Genomic DNA, 16,364 nt, shown 5'->3' on the forward strand with positions numbered 1-16,364 from the left:
ACTGAAATGATTTTTTGTCGTCGATGAATTGATTCTTTCGGATCTGGAAGAGCTTGCCAATGAGGCTTTGGTCGTAGGTTCGGACCGGGACTGGGACATTGGTCCCGGCGAGCGTGTGCTAATTCATGCGGCCTTTCGTTTGTGTGCCAATGGCTTCCCCTTGAGCGGGGGGATCCGTGAGATCTGTCGGGACAGAGGCCGACACCGATCGATCGGGGCCTAGGCATTCATGCCCCGAAGTGATCAAATCATCCGATTCCCGCTACCACGCTGTCCCATGAAGTTCCTGCTTGTGGATGACCACCCGATGTGGCGGCAGGGCATGGTCTTTTTCCTGCGCAGCCATGCCGCCGCGACGGCCGTGCTGGAGGCTGCCAGCGGGGCCGAGGCGCTGGGGCTGGTCGATCGGCATGACGATCTGGATCTCGCCCTGGTCGACCTCGACATGCGGGGCATGGACGGACTGGAGACCGTCGCGCGGCTGCGCGAACGCCGGCCCGACCTGCGCTCCGTGGTGCTGTCGGCGTCGGACCGGCAGGAGGACGTGTGGCGCAGCCTGTCGGCCGGGGCCTGCGGCTTCATTCCGAAATCGGCCGAGCCCCAGGCGATGAAGTCGGCGCTGGTCGAGGTGATGGGCGGGCGCCCCTGCGTGCCGACGCTGGAGGCCGTGGGCGGCGTCTCGCGCCGGGCCCCGGAGGCGCCGTCGGATTCAAGCGGCGATCTGACGCTGCGGCAGCAGGAGGTGCTGGCCTTGATGTGTCAGGGCCTGCCCAACAAGTGCATCGCGCAGGAGCTGGCGCTGACCGAGAAGACCGTCAAGGTCCATGTCGGGGCGATCTTCAAGGCTCTGGGGGTGACGAACCGGACCCAGGCCGTGATTGCCGCACGGGCATGGCCGGGGTTGGGCGCGGCATTGCTGTAGCGCCACCCCGCGGTCTGTTCAGGGCGCACCGACCCTGGCCAGTCGTTCGATCGTCGCCTTCAGCCGGTCCGGATCGACGGGCTTGTGCAGCAGGGCATGGCCGGCGGCGCGCGCCTCGCGCAGACGCTCGGGCGCGGTGTTGCCGGTGATCAGCAGGGCGGGCAGGTCGCTGTTGAATTCCTCCCGCAGGGCCTCGATGGCCTCCAGGCCGCCGGTGCCGTGCTCCAGGCCGAGGTCGGTGATGATTAGCGCGGGGCATTCATGGTCTTGCGTGGCCCGCTCGCGCAGGGATTCCAGCGTGCCGGCCAGGACCGGCTGCCAGCCCCAGCGGGTGAGCAGCAGCTCCAGCGCGATCAGGATCGACGGGTCGTCGTCGAGCACCAGCACCCGCCGGCCGGTGGCGATGTGGGGCGACGGCGGGCGTGCCGGGGCCGGATCGGCGGGCTCGGGCGTCGGGGTCGTCGTCGGCAGGACGATGCCGACGGCGGTGCCACGGCCGGGATGCGAGCGCATGTGCAGCGGATGCTCCAGCAGCCGGGCCAGGCGCTGCACGATGGCCAGGCCCAGCCCGATGCCCTGCCGCTCCGACGAGGCGGGCTGAAGCTGGACGAACTCCTGGAAGCAGCGCCGCTGATCCTCCTCGGTCATGCCCAGGCCGGTGTCGATGACCTGCACCTCGATGCGCAGGCCGCGCCGGCGGCAGCCCAGCACGACGCGGCCCCGCTCGGTGTAGCGGATGGCGTTCGACAGCAGGTTGCGCACGATGCGCTCCAGCAGCACCGGATCGGTCCGCACCGTGACTTCGGGGCCGTGCAGGCGCAGCCCCAGTCCCTTGGCCTGGGCCAGCGGCCGGGCCTCCTCGGCCAGCCGCGTCAGCAGCGGGCGCAGGGCCACCGCGCGGGGGCGGGCCTCCATCACGCCGGCGTCCAGGCGCGAGATGTCCAGCAGCGACGAGAACAGCGTGCCCAGCGTGCGCACCGCCTCGCCGATGTGATCGACGATCGGGCGGGCGGTGTCCGGCAGGGGTTCCTGTCGCAGCGTGCCCACCAGCAGCGACAGGCTGTGCACCGGCTGGCGCAGATCGTGGCTGGCCGCGGCCAGGAAGCGCGACTTGGCCATGTTGGCCTGCTCGGCGGCGTCCTTCTGCTCGCGCAGGCGCTCGGCCAGGGCCGCGATCTCGAAGCGGGCCCGCAGCGACTCGACCAGCTTGCCGTTGAGGGTGTGCGCGAAGCGGATCGTCAGCAGCACATAGGCGAACACGGCGAAGGCCACCGCCTGGTAGAGCGGTCCCCCCAGCCCGAGGCTGCCGCCCACCGCCCCGACCGCGCAGGGCAGGAAGAAGGCCATGAAGGCCGGCAGGTGGATGGTCTGCGAATGCAGCGAGCTCGACACCATGCCGGCCAGCATGAAGATCACCAGCAGCCGGTGTTCGATCTGGCCGTGCGGCAGGAAGGCCAGGGCGCCGCCCGCCCACAGCAGGCCGGAGGTCAGCGAGAGCGCGGTGTGCCGCCGCAGGAGCGCGTCGACTTGGGCGGGCCAGTCCCGGCGCCGCGCGGTGTGGCGCCACAGCGCCAGGCGCAGCACCGAGTGCAGGCCCAGCAGCGCCAGCCAGGGAAGCAGCCGGCGCGCCGGCACGACGCCCGCCAGCACGCCGGTCTGCGCGGCCGCCACCAGCAGGCTGCCGAGCACGATGAACGGCGTGTTGCGCTGCAGCGCCGCCAGCTGGTGGAGCCGGACGCGGCGGGCATGCATGTCAGGCATGGCGCATGGCGGCGGCGCGTCCCGGCGTCCGGAACGATCAGTCCTCGGCCACCAGCGTCTGCATGCCGGCCCATTCCTCGCCCGGGCTCAGGCGCACCGGGTTGCCGATCTGCGCGGCCTCGACGCAGAGCATCAGCGGCCAGTCCTCGTCGGGCATGTCGGGCAGGCTGGCGCACTTCTCGGGGCCGGGGTTCCAGACCACCGTGTCCTCGAACTGGCTGGCGATGATGCGCACCTTGCGGCCGGCCTCGCGCAGCAGCAGCTCGCGCGGCGCTTCCCAGTAGATGCGGTCGAGCTCCTGGGCGATGGTGACCACGTCGACCCACTGCTGGCGCGGCTGGTCGATGACGGCGTCCTGGTAGTTGACGTTCTGCAGACCCTCGAGCTGCGCGCGGCGCACGTCGCCGCAGCGCAGGTAGGTGTGCAGCGCGGCCTGGAACTCGATCGTGCTGTCGCCGGTGTTGATCACGGCCAGCTCCATCTCGAGGCGGCGCGCGTCGACGCTGATGGTCATTTCCACCGCGAAGCCGTGCGGCCAGATCGCGCGGGTGGCCTCGTCGGCGTCCAGGCGCAGCACCGCGAAGGCGTGCTCGCCGCGCACGGTGGCCTCCTGCAGCGTCCAGGCGCGGTTGCGCGCGAAGCCGTGCTTGGGCAGCGGGCCCTGCTGGTTGAACTGCGGGAAGATCACCGGCACGCCGCCGCGCACCGCGGCCGTGCCGCCCAGCGCGCTGGTGGGCGAGAGGTAGAGCTGCTCCTCGCCGAGCGCCGGAATCCACGACACGACATGCGCGCCGTGCAGCAGGACGGTGGCCTGCGCGCCGGCGGGCGAGCGCAGGTGCACGGCCGGCTGGCCGTCGAACAGGCAGGCGCCGGTGGGTTGCGAGGCGCGGGGCAGGGCGGTGTCGTCGCTCATCGTGCGTGGAGACTGGGGATCAGAGGGTGCGGAAGACCTCGGCGGCGGCGGCCACCGTCGCGGCGATGTCGGCGTCGGTGTGCGCGGCGCTGACGAAGCCGGCCTCATAGAGCGCCGGCGCCAGGTAGATGCCGCGGTCCAGCATGCCGTGGAAGAAGCGGTTGAAGCGCGGCTGGTCGGTGGTCATCACCGTGGTGTAGTTCTGCGGCAGCTCCGGCATCAGGAAGAAGCCGAACATGCCGCCCTGGCTGTCGACGCAGAAGGGCACGCCGGCGGCGTCGGCCGCGCCCTTCAGGCCGTCGACCAGCGCGCGGGTCTTGGCGCCCAGCGCGTCGAAGAAGCCGGGGCGGCTGATCTCGCGCAGCGTGGCCAGGCCGCAGGCGGTGGCCACCGGGTTGCCGCTGAGCGTGCCGGCCTGGTAGACGCCGCCCAGCGGCGCCAGGTGCGCCATGATGCGCCGCGAGCTGGCGAAGGCCGCCAGCGGCATGCCGCCGCCGATGACCTTGCCGAACACCGAGATGTCCGGGCGGAAGCCCGGAATCGCCGCGGCGTACAGGCTCTGCGCCGAGCCCGGCGCGACCCGGAAGCCCGTCATCACCTCGTCGAAGATGAACAGCGCGCCATGCTGGTCGCACAGCTCGCGGATGCGCTTCACGAAAGGCACGGCCGCGCGCACGAAGTTCATGTTGCCGGCGATCGGCTCGATCATCACGCAGGCGATCTCGGGGCCATGCGTCTTGAAGGCTTCCTCGATCTGCTCGACGTTGTTGTACTCGAGCACCAGCGTGTGCTGCACCACCTCGGCCGGCACGCCGGCGCTGGTGGGGTGGCCGAAGGTCGCCAGGCCCGAGCCGGCCTTGACCAGCAGCGCATCGGCGTGGCCGTGGTAGCAGCCCTCGAACTTGATGATCTTCGAGCGGCCGGTGGCGCCGCGCGCCAGGCGGATCGCGCTCATGCCGGCCTCGGTGCCGGAGCTGACCAGGCGCACCTGCTCGATGCTGGGGACGTGGCGGATGATCTCCTCGGCCAGCTCGACCTCGCGCTCGGTGGGCGCGCCGAAGCTGAAGCCCTCGACCGCGGCCTTCTGCACCGCCTCGAGCACCGCCGGGTGGCCGTGGCCGAGGATCATCGGGCCCCAGGAGCCGATGTAGTCGATGTACTGGGTGCCCTCGGCGTCCCACATGTACGCGCCCTGGGCGCGTGCGATGAAGCGCGGCGTGCCGCCGACGGCGCGGAAGGCACGCACGGGGGAATTGACGCCGCCGGGAATCACCTGGCGGGCGCGCTCGAACAGCTGGTCGTTGGTGGTCATCGGTCGCGGGCCGGTCGGAGCCGGCGGTCTTGTTGGAGCCGCGGGCATCCGTCCGGTCCGGGCGGACCCCGATCGGCCGAAGGAATCAGTGGATGCTGCGCGGCTTGCCGGGCGTCGGCTCCAGGCCCGCCGTCATCGGGTCCTCGGCACCTTCCTCGCCCTCCTCGTCCTCGGGCGGCAGCGCCCAGAAGAAGCGGTCGGGCACGACATTGCCCATGCCCGGGCGGAAGCCGGCGTCGAGCGACTGGTCGAGGAAGGCCAGCGCCTCCGACACCGCCAGGTGCAGTTCCTGGCCGGTGGCCAGGAGCGCGGCCAGCGCCGCCGACAGCGTCTCGCCGGCGCCGACGAAGCTGGTGTCGAAGCGCTCGAACTTCTCGCCGGTGATCGCGCCCTGCGGCGAGGCCAGCACGTTGTCGACCTGGTTGTTGGGCAGCTGCACGCCGGTCACCAGCACGTAGCTGGCGCCATGCTCGCCGGCGGCCACCGCCAGCTCGCGCGCCGAGGGCGGGCGCTCGGCGTCCCACTCGGGCAGCAGGAAGTCGGTCAGCGTCTTCTGGTTGCCCACCAGCACCTCGGTCTGCGGCAGCACCAGCTCGCGCAGCGCGTCGTGGTAGGCCTGGGCCTCGTCCTCGTCGTCCATCCAGGACAGCGTGGGCAGGTAGGTGACCAGCGGCACGTCGGGGTAGTCGGAGAGCACCTCGGCGACCGAGCCGACCGTCTCGGCATTGCCGAGGAAGCCGACCTTCCAGGCCGACAGGGTCACGTCCTCCAGCACGCCGCGGGCCTGTTCGGTCACGGTGTCGGCCTCGAGCGTGACCTGCTCGAAGACCTCGGCGGTGTCGCGCATCACGATGGTGGCGACCACCGGCAGCGCATGCGCGCCCATCGCGGCGATGGTGGCGATGTCGCCGGCGATGCCGCCGGCGCCGGTGGCGTCGCTGGCGTTGAAGCTCATCACGCAAGCCGGGGCCGGCAGGTCCTGGGGGTCTTCGCTGGCGGTATCGGTTGCGGCGGGGTTCATCCGGGGAGCGTGAAGGCGCTGGAAGTTTCTGGGAATTGTTGTGGAGGTCGCTGCCTGTTCTTGCTTTTCGGGCAAGGCCAGTGGCTACAATCCTCAGCCATTGTAGTGACAAGCTGACCCTCTGCCGTGAGTTCTCCGAAAACCTGGATGTGCCTGATCTGTGGCTGGATCTACGACGAGGCGGCCGGCGATCCGGAGCATGGCATCGCTCCCGGCACGCGCTGGGAAGACGTGCCGATGAACTGGACCTGCCCCGAGTGCGACGCCCGCAAGGACGACTTCGAGATGGTGCAGATCTGACGGGTGCAGACCTGATCCGCCACCCGGATCCCTGAGACCGCGAGGGCCGTGCCCCGCCAGAACCGAGGAACGCTGCCGTGGAACTGGAACCTGCTCCGACCCCCGCCGACGCCGGCCGCGACCGTGCCGCGATGCGCGTGCTGGTGATCGACGACAGCAACACGATCCGGCGCAGCGCCGAGATCTTCCTGAAGCAGGGCGGCTGCGAGGTCGTGCTGGCCGAGGACGGCTTCGATGCGCTGGCCAAGGTCAGCGACCACCGCCCCGACCTGATCTTCTGCGACATCCTGATGCCGCGCCTGGACGGCTACCAGACCTGCGCGATCATCAAGCGCAATCCGCATTTCGCGTCGGTGCCGGTGATCATGCTGTCGTCCAAGGACGGGCTGTTCGACAAGGCGCGCGGCCGCATGGTCGGCTCCGAGGACTACCTGACCAAGCCCTTCACCAAGGACCAGCTGCTGCAGGCCGTGCAGCAGCATGGTCGGGTCGAAGCCTGATGCCGGGCATCGCCACGGGGCGCGGCTGAGGCCGCACCCGCACGGAGAACCGACCCGATGCCGATCCACAGCATCCTGCTCGTCGACGACTCGAGGACCGAGCTGCATGTCCTGTCCGAACTGCTGGTGCGCCAGGGCTACCGGGTGCGCACCGCCGAGAACGGCGACGAGGCGCTGCGCCGCATCGCCGAGGAAAAGCCCGACCTGATCCTGATGGACGTGGTGATGCCGGGCCTGAACGGCTTCCAGCTGACCCGCACGATCACCCGCGACCCGCGCTACGCCGACGTGCCGGTCATCATGTGCACCAGCAAGGGCCAGGAGACCGACAAGGTCTGGGGCATGCGCCAGGGCGCGCGCGACTATGTCGTCAAGCCGGTGGACCCGGGCGAGCTGGTGCAGAAGATCCGCGCCTTCGGCTGAACCGGGAACCGACACCCCATGGCCAACAAGGAAGCGCTGCGAGAACTGCAGGGCCGGCTCGCCGAGCGGCTCCAGGAGGTGCGCAGCCTCGAGCACACGACCGGCTGGCTCGCGGTGGAATGCGCCGGCCGGCCGCTGCTGTTTCCGCTGGCCGAGGCCGGCGAGATCTTCCAGCCGGGCGCGCTGCTGGAGGTGCCGCATGTGCGGCCGTGGTTCCTCGGCGTGGCCAACCTGCGTGGCGCGCTGACCGGCGTGATCGATCTGGCCGGCTTTCTCGGGCTGCGCGAGCGGGTGCCGCCGGCGGTGCGCGAGCAGGCCCGGGTCGTCGCCTTCAATCCGGCGCTGGAGATCAACGCGGCGCTGCTGGTCGACCGGCTGGCGGGGCTGCGCAATCCGGAGCAGCTGGTCGCGGTGCCGCCCGACGGGCGGCCGGCGCCGGCCTTCGCCGGGGGCTGCTGGCGTGATTCGGCCGGCCGCCTGTGGCAGGAGGTCCGCCTGTCGATGCTGCCCAGGGAGGAGCGGTTCCTGCGCATCGTCGACGCCGGATGAGCGAGGCGCGGGCCGTGTCCGCACACCAACAACAGGACGACGAGGCGTGGATGAGTTTCATTGACAGGCTCAAGGGGCGCGGCACGCGGGAGCCGCGTGCCGGCATGCACGACGCGGAGGACTCGTCGATCGTCGGTCCGTACACGGGCAGCGAGGACGACGGCCGCGACACCGTCCAGGATCATCTGCTCGGCACGACCATCTCGGTGCCCGACGCGATCATCAGCGAGGCCTCGCCTTCGGTGCTGTCGTCGATGGCGGGCCGGCGCAGGCCGGCGCCCACCGGACCGGCGGCGCGGCCGCCCCAGCCGGGCTCGGGCGCGCGGCTGCCGCTGATCGGCCACTGGGGGTCGGATCGCCAGCAGCGGCTGCTCGGCGGCGTGCTGGCGGTCGGCGTGCTCGGTCTGGTGCTGGCCTCGGCGCTGACGGTGCGCTCGGCCAGCGGCAGCGCGGCGCAGGTCGGCGCGACCGGCCAGGCGCTGATGCAGTCGCAGCGGCTGGCCAAGTCGGTGCTGCAGGCGCTGACCGGCCGTCCGGAGGCCTTCGTCGAGGTGCGCGACGCGGTGGCGGTGCTGTCGGCCGACGTGCGCGGCCTGCACGGCGGGCGGCCCGAGACCGGCCTGCAGCCGCTGCCGCTGAGCGTGCGCGGCCAGATCGAGCCGCTGCTCGGCCTGGTCGAGAAGACCGAGCGCAATGCCGCCACCGTGCTGGCGCAGGAGAAGCTGCTGACCCAGGTCGCGCAGGCGCTCAAGGCGATCAACCGCCAGTCCGGCGCGCTGCTCGACACCGCCGAGGCGATCGCCGCGGCCAAGGTGCAGCAGGACGGCCTGCCCAACGACGTCTCGGCCGCCGGCCGGCTGGTGATGCTGACGCAGCGCATCGGCAAGTCCGCCAACGAGGCGCTGACGCTCGACGGCGTCTCGCCCGAGGCGCTGTTCCTGCTCGGCAAGGACCTGAACACCTTCCGCGACATCGCGCGCGGGCTGCTCGACGGCAACGCCGACCTGCGCCTGACCGCCACCCGCGATCCGACGCTGCGCACCCGGCTCGACAGCCTGCTGAAGGCGCACGAGGACCTGCGCGTGCAGGCCGGCGCCATCCTGGCCAACCTGCAGGGCCTGGTGTCGGCGCGCGAGGCGCAGACGGCGATCATCCACGACGCCGAGTCGCTGCGCCGCGGGCTCGAGCAGGTCCAGTCCGAGGTGTCCTCGGCCGGCGGCCTGGGCTGGTTCAACGTCGCGCTGCTGGGCGTGTCGCTGCTGCTCGGCGCCGTCGGCGGCTTCGGGCTGCTGGTCGTGTTCATGCACGACCAGCGCGCGCGCGCCTCCTTCTCCGACCTGCAGCGCCAGGAGGCCGAACGCCAGGAGCGCGAGGCCAAGCGGGTCAACGACGCCAACCAGGCGGCGATCCTGCGCCTGATGAACGAGCTGCAGGTGGTCGCCGAGGGCGACCTGACCCAGCAGGCCACCGTGACCGAGGACATCACCGGCGCGATCGCCGACTCGGTCAACTACACCGTCGAGGAGCTGCGCTCGCTGGTGTCGCAGGTGCAGGGCACGGTCGCGCGCGTCACCGACACCACGCAGCAGGTCGAGGCCACCTCCACCGAGCTGCTGGCCGCGTCCGACGAGCAGCTGCGCGAGATCCGCGAGACCGGCGAGGCGGTGCTGCAGATGGCCGGGCGCATCCAGCGCGTCTCGGGCCAGGCGCAGCAGTCGGCCGACGTCGCGCGCCACTCGCTGTCGGCGGCCACCTCGGGCCTGACCGCGGTGCTCGACACCATCGGCGGCATGAACACCATCCGCGAGCAGATCCAGGAGACCTCCAAGCGCATCAAGCGCCTGGGCGAGAGCTCGCAGGAGATCGGCGAGATCACCGAGCTGATCTCCGACATCACCGAGCAGACCAACGTGCTGGCGCTCAATGCCGCCATCCAGGCCGCGTCCGCCGGCGAGGCGGGGCGCGGCTTCTCGGTCGTGGCCGAGGAGGTGCAGCGCCTGGCCGAGCGCTCGGCCGACGCCACCCGCCAGATCGCGGTGCTGGTCAAGACCATCCAGACCGACACCGCCGACGCCGTGGCTGCGATGGAGCGCTCGACCCAGGGCGTGGTCGAGGGCGCCAAGCTCTCCGACAATGCCGGTACCGCGCTGACCGAGATCGACCGCGTCTCGCGCCAGCTCGCCGAGCTGATCGAGTCGATCTCCGCCCAGGCCCATGTCGAGGCGGAGTCGGCGACGATCGTCGCCCAGAACATCCAGCACATCTTCGCCGTGACCGAACAGACCGGCGAGGGCACCCGTTCCACAGCGCAGCTGGTCCGCCAGCTCTCGCGCACCGCCGAGGAGCTGCGCCAGTCGGTCGCGCGCTTCAAGATCAGTTGAGCGAGCCACCATGCCATCGCACCGAGACCCTGCCGTGACCGACGACCTCAGCGCCCTGGCCTGGGTGCATGACGAGCTGCGTCGCACGCTGGAGGCGGCGCAGAAGTCGCTGCGCCGCTATCTGCGCGAGGTCGACGCGGCCGACGGCTCGGACCTCGACGATGTCGATCCGTCGATCCTGCGCCAGGCGCGCCAGCAGATCCACCAGGGCGTGGGCGCGCTGGAGCTGGTCAACCTGCCGGAGGCCGCGCTGGTGATGCGCTCGGCCGAGCAGCTGGTGCAGCGCTTCGTCGCGCGGCCGCAGCGCCTGGACGCCGCCGGGGTCGAGGCGGTCGAGCGCGCGCTGTTCGCGCTGCTGGACTTTCTCGCGCGCAAGCTCGCCGGCCAGCCGGTGCAGGCGGTCGGCCTGTTCGCGCAGTGGCGCACGCTGCTGGAGCTGACCGGCGCCGAGCGCATCCATCCGGCCGACCTGTGGCTGCGCGACTGGCAGTGGCATGCGGTGCCGGCGGCCGTCGAGGTGCCCGCGCATGCGGTCGACGCGGCGCAGCTGGCGCGCTTCGAGAAGGCGCTGCTGGTGCTGATGCGCCAGAACCATCCGGGCGCGGCGGCGGCGCTGTCGCGCGAGTGCGCCGCGCTCGGCCAGGCCAGCCACGGCGAGGAGCAGGCGCTGTGGCGGCTGGCCGCGGCCTTCTTCGAGGCCTGGGCGCTGGCGCTGCTGGTGCCCGACATGTTCGCCAAGCGCACCGCCTCGCGGCTGATGGCGCAGCTGCGCGGCCGGCTCAAGGGCGAGACGGACGTGTCCGACCGCCTCGCGCATGACGTGCTGTTCCACTGCGCCCGCGCCTGGCCGGCGCCGGGGCAGGCCGCGCCGTGGCTGGGCGCGGTCCATGCGGCCTGGCTGCTGCGTCCGCAGCCGGTGGTCGACTACAACGAGCCGCAGTTCGGCCAGCGCGATCCGGCGCTGGTGCAGCAGGCGCGCAAGCGGCTGCAGGCGGCCAAGGAGGTCTGGAACGCGGTCGCGGCCGGCGACATGCAGCGCGCCATCCACCTCGGCGAGACCTTCGCGCTGGTCGGCGACTCGGTCAGCCGGCTCTACGCCGGCGGGCGAGAGCTGGCGCAGGCGCTGTCCGAGGCGGCCGAGACGACGCTGCGCGGCGCGCGCGCGCCGCAGACCGCGCTCGGCATGGAGGTCGCGACCAGCCTGCTCTATCTCGAGGCGGCCGTCGACGAGGGCGACTTCGACGGCGGCGGCCCCGAGCCGGCGCAGCGGCTGGCCGAGCGGCTGCGCCATGTGCTGTCGGGCCAGCCGGCCCAGCCGCTCGAGCCGTGGATGGAGCAGCTCTACCGCCGCGTCAGCGACCGCCAGACGCTGGGCAGCGTGGTGCAGGAGCTGCGCGGCGCGCTGCTCGAGGTCGAGCGGCAGATCGACCAGTTCTTCCGCGCGCCGCAGGAAAGCGGCCTGCTCGCGGCGGTGCCGGGCCAGCTCGGCTCGATGCGCGGCGTGCTGTCGGTGCTGGGCCTGGAGGCCGGCATCGCGACCATCCTGCGCATGCGCGCCGACGTCGAGCTGCTGCTGCACGGCGATCACGCGCCGAAGGATCCGGCCACGCTGGGCGCCTTCCAGCGCCTGGCGGCCAACCTCGGCGCGCTGGGCTTCCTGATCGACATGCTCAACGTGCAGCCGCAGCTGGCCAAGTCGCTGTTCGTCTTCGACGAGCGGCTGGGCGTGCTGTCGCCGCTGATGGGGCGCACCACGGTCGACGCCGGTGTCATCGAGCGCGCCGAGGCGCTGGCCGAGGCGGTGCGCACCGACGTGCTGCCGCTCGAGCAGGTCGCCTCGCAGCTGCAGGAGCTGCAGCGCGACGCCCAGGTGACGGCGCAGCCGGCGCTGGCCTCGCGGCTGGAGGCGGTGCAGCAGGCGCTCGACCAGGCCGCCACCCGGCCGCAGGAGCTCGAGCCGGCGGGCGCACGCGAGCAGATCGCCCGCGCGGTGCAGGACTTCGCCGCCACCGCGGCCGCGCCGCCGGACTTCGATCCGCTGGGCCCGCCGCTGACCGAGCGGCCGGTCGAGGCGCCGGTGGCGCACGCGCCGCCGGCCTTCGCGCCGACCGGGCTCGAGGACGACGACGAGATGCGCGAGGTCTTCCTCGAGGAGTCGCGCGAGGTCATCGCCGAGGCGCGCGATGCGCTCGGCCAGCTCGCCGGCGAGCCCTCGAACATCGCGCAGGTCACCCGCGTGCGCCGCGCCTTCCACACGCTCAAGGGCAGCGCCCGCATGGTCGGCCTGAACGCCTACGGCGAGGCCGCCTGGTCGTGCGAGCAGCTCTACAACCACTGGCTGGCCGGACAGACCTCGGCCAGCCACGACCTGCGCACGCTGACCGGCGACGCGCTGGACTACTTCGCCGCCTGGACCGAGGCGATCGAGGCGCGCGATGCGCAGGACTTCCTGCCCGAGCCGCTGATCGCCGCGGCCGAGGCGATGCGCCAGGCCGGCGAGCTGATGCGCGTGGCGCTGCCGTCGCACGATCCGGCGCTGCCGCCGGCCCCGCCGGCCGAGGTGCCGCCGCAGCCGGGCGAGCCGGTGGAGGCGGTCGATCTCGAGGTGCCGATCGGCGCCGCGCCGACGCCGGTGGTGCAGGAGCTGCAGGCGACGCGCCCGATGGAGCTGACGGCGCTGCCGTCGCCGGACCCCGAGCCGCAGCCGGCCGCCGTCGATCTGGCGCTGGATCTGGCGCTCGACCTGGACGAGCCCGTGGAGCCGGCGCCGGCCGAAGAGGCCGCGGCACCGCCCGAACCCGTCGAGCCGGTCGAGTCCGCCGGGCCGGCAGCGCCGGACGAGCCCGACATCGCGCTGGACCTGGTGTCGCAGGCACCGGTCGATCTCGAGCTGCCGGACCTCGATGCGGCCGCGCCGGCGCCGGTGACGTCGATCGACGAGACGCTGGTGCTGCCGGCGACCCGCCCGGGCGGGCTGATGCACGAGTCCGACCTGCTGCGCGCGCCGCCGTCGCCGGACATCGTGCTCGAGCCGCTGGAGCTCGACACGCTGCTGTCGGCGCCGATGCCCCAGCCGCCCGAGACGGTGGTGCCGGCCGGGTCCGTCGCGGCCGAGGAGCCGGTGCCGAGCGAGCCGGTGCCGAGCGAGCCGGGCGCACTGCCCGAGGCCGGCGGCGCCGAGGTCATCCGCCTCGACGAGATCCGCGCCCAGGTCGGCGCCGAGGTGCTGCGCGCGGCCCAGCCCGAGCGCGATCCGGACGCCGACCAGGTCAAGGTCATCGGGCCGCTGCGCCTGCAGATCCCGCTGTTCAACATCTATCTGAACGAGGCCGACGAGGTCTCGCGCCGGCTCGGCACCGAGCTGACGCTGTGGTCGATGGAGCTGCCGCGCGCGCTCGGCGACGAGGTCGTCGTGCTGGCGCACCGGCTGGCCGGCAACTCTGCCACCGTCGGCTTCTCCGACCTGGCGCAGCTGGCGCGCTCGCTCGAGCAGGCGCTGCAGCTGGTGCAGGGCCTGCAGCGCCACGGCGCGGTCGACGCGGGCGACGCCGAGCTGTTCGTGATGGTCAGCGACGACATCCGCCGGCTGCTGCACCAGTTCGCCGCCGGCTTCCTGCGGCCGGCCTCGCCGGCGGTGTCGACGCGGCTGCAGGACTGGATCGACAGCGCCGGTGGCCGCCTGAGCGAGCTCGACGGGCTGATGAGCGTGCCGATGCCGCTCAGCGGCCCCGGCGAGCTGGCGCCGGTCGCGCCTTCGCCGGCCCTCGAGGCGGCGCTGGCGCCGCGGGCGCCGCACGACCACGAGTTCGAGGGCGACATCGACCAGGTCGATCAGGTCGATCCGGACCTGTTCCCGGTCTTTGCCGAGGAGGCGCAGGAGCTGCTGCCGCACCTGGAGTCGCAGATCGCCGCGTGGCAGCGCGATCCGGCCAGCAGCGAGCCCGCACCGGCGCTGATGCGCACGCTGCACACCTTCAAGGGCAGCGCCCGCCTGGCCGGCGCGATGCGCCTGGGCGAGATGGCGCACCGGCTCGAGTCCGCCGTCGAGGCGCTCGGCGCCGTGCCGGGCGAGAGCGGCCTGGCGACGCTGTCGCGCCGCGGCGACCTGCTGTCGTCGGCCTTCGAGGCGCTGCGCGAGCGCCAGGCCGGCGCGCCCTCGACGCTGACGGTGTCCTGGGCGACCCGGCCGGCCCCCCTGGCGCCGCCCGCGCCGTCCCGCCCGAACCATCCGCCTGCGGCGGCGATGATCTCGCTGGCCGACACGCCGGCCGAGCGGGCCGCGCACCTGCCGGCGTCCGCCCCGGCCCCGGCCCCGACACCGGCGTCGGCGGCCGAGCCGATCCGTCCGGGCGAGGCGCTGGACTGGAGCGCCTGGCTGGCCGACGCCGCCGCGCTGCCGGCGACGCCGGCGCCGGTCGACCGCTCGCCGGTCAATCCGCAGCCGCTGCGGGTGCGGGCGCCGCTGCTGGACCGGCTGGTCAACCTGGCCGGCGAGGTCAGCATCACGCGCTCGCGGCTCGAGTCCGAGCTGGGCCAGATCCGCGGCTCGCTGGGCGACCTGACCGACAACCTCGAGCGCCTGGGCCGCCAGCTCCATGACGTGACGCTGCAGGCCGACACCCAGCTCGAGTCGCGCAAGGAGGCCGCGCGCGCGGCCGCGCAGGAGTTCGATCCGCTCGAGCTCGACCGCTACACCCGGCTGCAGGAGCTCACCCGCATGATGGCCGAGTCGGTCAACGACGTGGCCACGGTGCGCAGCGCGCTGCAGCGCACGCTGCAGACCGCCGAGGACGAGCTCGCCGCGCAGGCCCGGCTGACCCGCGAGCTGCAGGGCGACCTGCTGCGCACCCGCATGGTCGAGTTCGAGAGCCTGTCCGAGCGCCTGTACCGCGTCGTGCGGCTGGCGGCGAAGGAGACCGGCCGCCAGGTGCGCTTCGACATCGTCGGCGGCTCGATCGAGGTCGACCGCGGCGTGCTCGACCGCATGAACGCCGCCTTCGAGCACCTGCTGCGCAACTGCGTCACCCACGGCATCGAGCCGCCCGAGCAGCGCCAGGCCGCCGGCAAGGACCCGACCGGCAGCATCGTCATCACGCTCGAGCAGGAAGGCAACGAGGTCAGCGTCGAGATCCGCGACGACGGCGCCGGGCTGGACCTGCCGCGCATCCGCCAGCGCGCCATCGAGATGGGCCTGGTCGCCGAGGCCGACCGGCTCGACGAGTCGGCGCTGGCCAACCTGATCTTCGCGCCGGGCCTGTCGACGGTGTCGGTGCTGACCGAGGTCGCCGGCCGCGGCGTCGGCATGGATGTCGTCAAGTCCGAGGTGCAGGCGCTGGGCGGGCGCATCGAGATCCTCAGCCGGCCGGGGCGTGGCACGCGCTTCCGCCTGGTGATGCCGCTGACGACGGTGGTCACGCAGGTGGTGCTGCTGCGCGCGGGCACGCGCTCGATCGCCGTGCCGTCCAACCTGGTCGAGCTGGTGCAGCGCCAGCCCGCCGAGCAGGTGCTGCAGGCCGCGCATGAGGGCCACTACCAGTACGGCGGCCTGAACCTGCCGTTCTACTGGCTGGGCGCGCTGATCGACGGCAGCGGCCGCAGCCTGGAGACGGCCGGCGCGCGCACGCTGCCGCTGGTGGTGGTGCGCTCGGCGCAGCAGCGCGTGGCGCTGCAGGTCGACGAGGTGCTCGGCAGCCACGAAGTCGTGGTCAAGAACCTGGGCCCGCAGCTCTCGCGCCTGCCGGGGCTGGCCGGCATGACGCTGCTGGCCTCCGGTGCGGTCGCGCTGATCTACAACCCGGTCACGCTGGCGGCGGTCTACGGCGCCGAGGCGCAGCAGCTGATGCAGGTGCCCGAGGCGATGCCGGCCGACGCGACGCCGGTCGAGCCGGTGCGGCCGGCGCCGCTGGTGCTGGTGGTCGACGATTCGCTCACGGTGCGCCGCATCACCAAGCGGCTGCTCGAGCGCGAGGGCTACCGGGTCGCGCTGGCCAAGGACGGCATGGAGGCGCTCGAGCAGCTCGCCGGCGAGCGCCCTGTGGCGGTGCTGTCCGACATCGAGATGCCGCGCATGGACGGCTTCGACCTGCTGCGCAACATCCGCGGCGACCTGGCGCTGTCGGCGCTGCCGGTCATCATGATCACCTCCCGGATCGCGCAGAAGCATCGTGATCTGGCGCACGAACTCGGCGCGGACGACTACCTCGGCAAGCCGTACAGCGAGGAGGAACTGCTAAGGCTGATCGGTCGACATGCCGATGTAGCGGCACCCCTTCCGCATTGACG

11 protein-coding genes are annotated in these 16,364 nt (G+C 72.5%); 7 read left to right on the plus strand and 4 right to left on the minus strand.

What is annotated here, in order from left to right; genetic code table 11:
• Nucleotides 1-277: 277 nt before the first annotated feature.
• Nucleotides 278-922, plus strand: coding sequence for a response regulator (locus HNQ01_RS10470; RefSeq protein WP_173805381.1), 645 nt, complete (start codon nt 278-280; stop codon nt 920-922).
• Nucleotides 923-940: 18 nt separating this feature from the next.
• Here the strand turns inward: HNQ01_RS10470 and HNQ01_RS10475 are convergent, their stop codons facing one another.
• The 4 genes from HNQ01_RS10475 to thiD form a co-directional block, all read right to left on the minus strand.
• Nucleotides 941-2,683 (minus strand): ATP-binding response regulator, encoded by a 1,743-nt coding sequence (locus HNQ01_RS10475; protein ID WP_217427493.1) that lies wholly within the window; start codon nt 2,681-2,683, stop codon nt 941-943.
• 37 nt (nt 2,684-2,720) lie between these two features.
• Nucleotides 2,721-3,596: a D-hexose-6-phosphate mutarotase gene (locus HNQ01_RS10480; protein ID WP_173805383.1), complete on the minus strand. Its 876-nt coding sequence runs from the start codon at nt 3,594-3,596 to the stop codon at nt 2,721-2,723.
• Between the two features lie 19 nt (nt 3,597-3,615).
• Entirely contained in the window at nt 3,616-4,908 is a 1,293-nt protein-coding gene (gene hemL, locus HNQ01_RS10485) for a glutamate-1-semialdehyde 2,1-aminomutase (RefSeq protein WP_173805384.1), read from the minus strand.
• Between the two features lie 85 nt (nt 4,909-4,993).
• A complete protein-coding gene (thiD, locus tag HNQ01_RS10490) occupies nt 4,994-5,929 on the minus strand; it encodes a bifunctional hydroxymethylpyrimidine kinase/phosphomethylpyrimidine kinase (protein WP_173805385.1) in 936 nt (311 codons plus the stop codon).
• A gap of 126 nt (nt 5,930-6,055) precedes the next feature.
• On the opposite strand from thiD, the gene HNQ01_RS10495 reads away from it, so the two are divergent.
• From HNQ01_RS10495 to HNQ01_RS10520, 6 genes are all read left to right on the plus strand, one after another.
• Nucleotides 6,056-6,229: a rubredoxin gene (locus HNQ01_RS10495; RefSeq protein WP_173805386.1), complete on the plus strand. Its 174-nt coding sequence runs from the start codon at nt 6,056-6,058 to the stop codon at nt 6,227-6,229.
• 131 nt (nt 6,230-6,360) lie between these two features.
• A complete protein-coding gene (locus HNQ01_RS10500; RefSeq protein ID WP_173805514.1) occupies nt 6,361-6,729 on the plus strand; it encodes a response regulator in 369 nt (122 codons plus the stop codon).
• Between the two features lie 57 nt (nt 6,730-6,786).
• Entirely contained in the window at nt 6,787-7,152 is a 366-nt protein-coding gene (locus tag HNQ01_RS10505) for a response regulator (RefSeq protein ID WP_173805387.1), read from the plus strand.
• Between the two features lie 18 nt (nt 7,153-7,170).
• On the plus strand, nt 7,171-7,701 hold the full coding sequence (locus tag HNQ01_RS10510) for a chemotaxis protein CheW (protein WP_173805388.1): 531 nt from the start codon (nt 7,171-7,173) through the stop codon (nt 7,699-7,701).
• Nucleotides 7,702-7,751: 50 nt separating this feature from the next.
• Entirely contained in the window at nt 7,752-10,082 is a 2,331-nt protein-coding gene (locus HNQ01_RS10515; protein WP_173805389.1) for a methyl-accepting chemotaxis protein, read from the plus strand.
• 34 nt (nt 10,083-10,116) lie between these two features.
• Entirely contained in the window at nt 10,117-16,362 is a 6,246-nt protein-coding gene (locus tag HNQ01_RS10520; RefSeq protein WP_353621683.1) for a hybrid sensor histidine kinase/response regulator, read from the plus strand.
• The last annotated feature ends 2 nt before the right edge of the window (nt 16,363-16,364 follow it).

The organism is Sphaerotilus uruguayifluvii (genome assembly GCF_013294065.1).
Classification (GTDB): Bacteria; Pseudomonadota; Gammaproteobacteria; order Burkholderiales; family Burkholderiaceae_C; genus Sphaerotilus; species Sphaerotilus uruguayifluvii.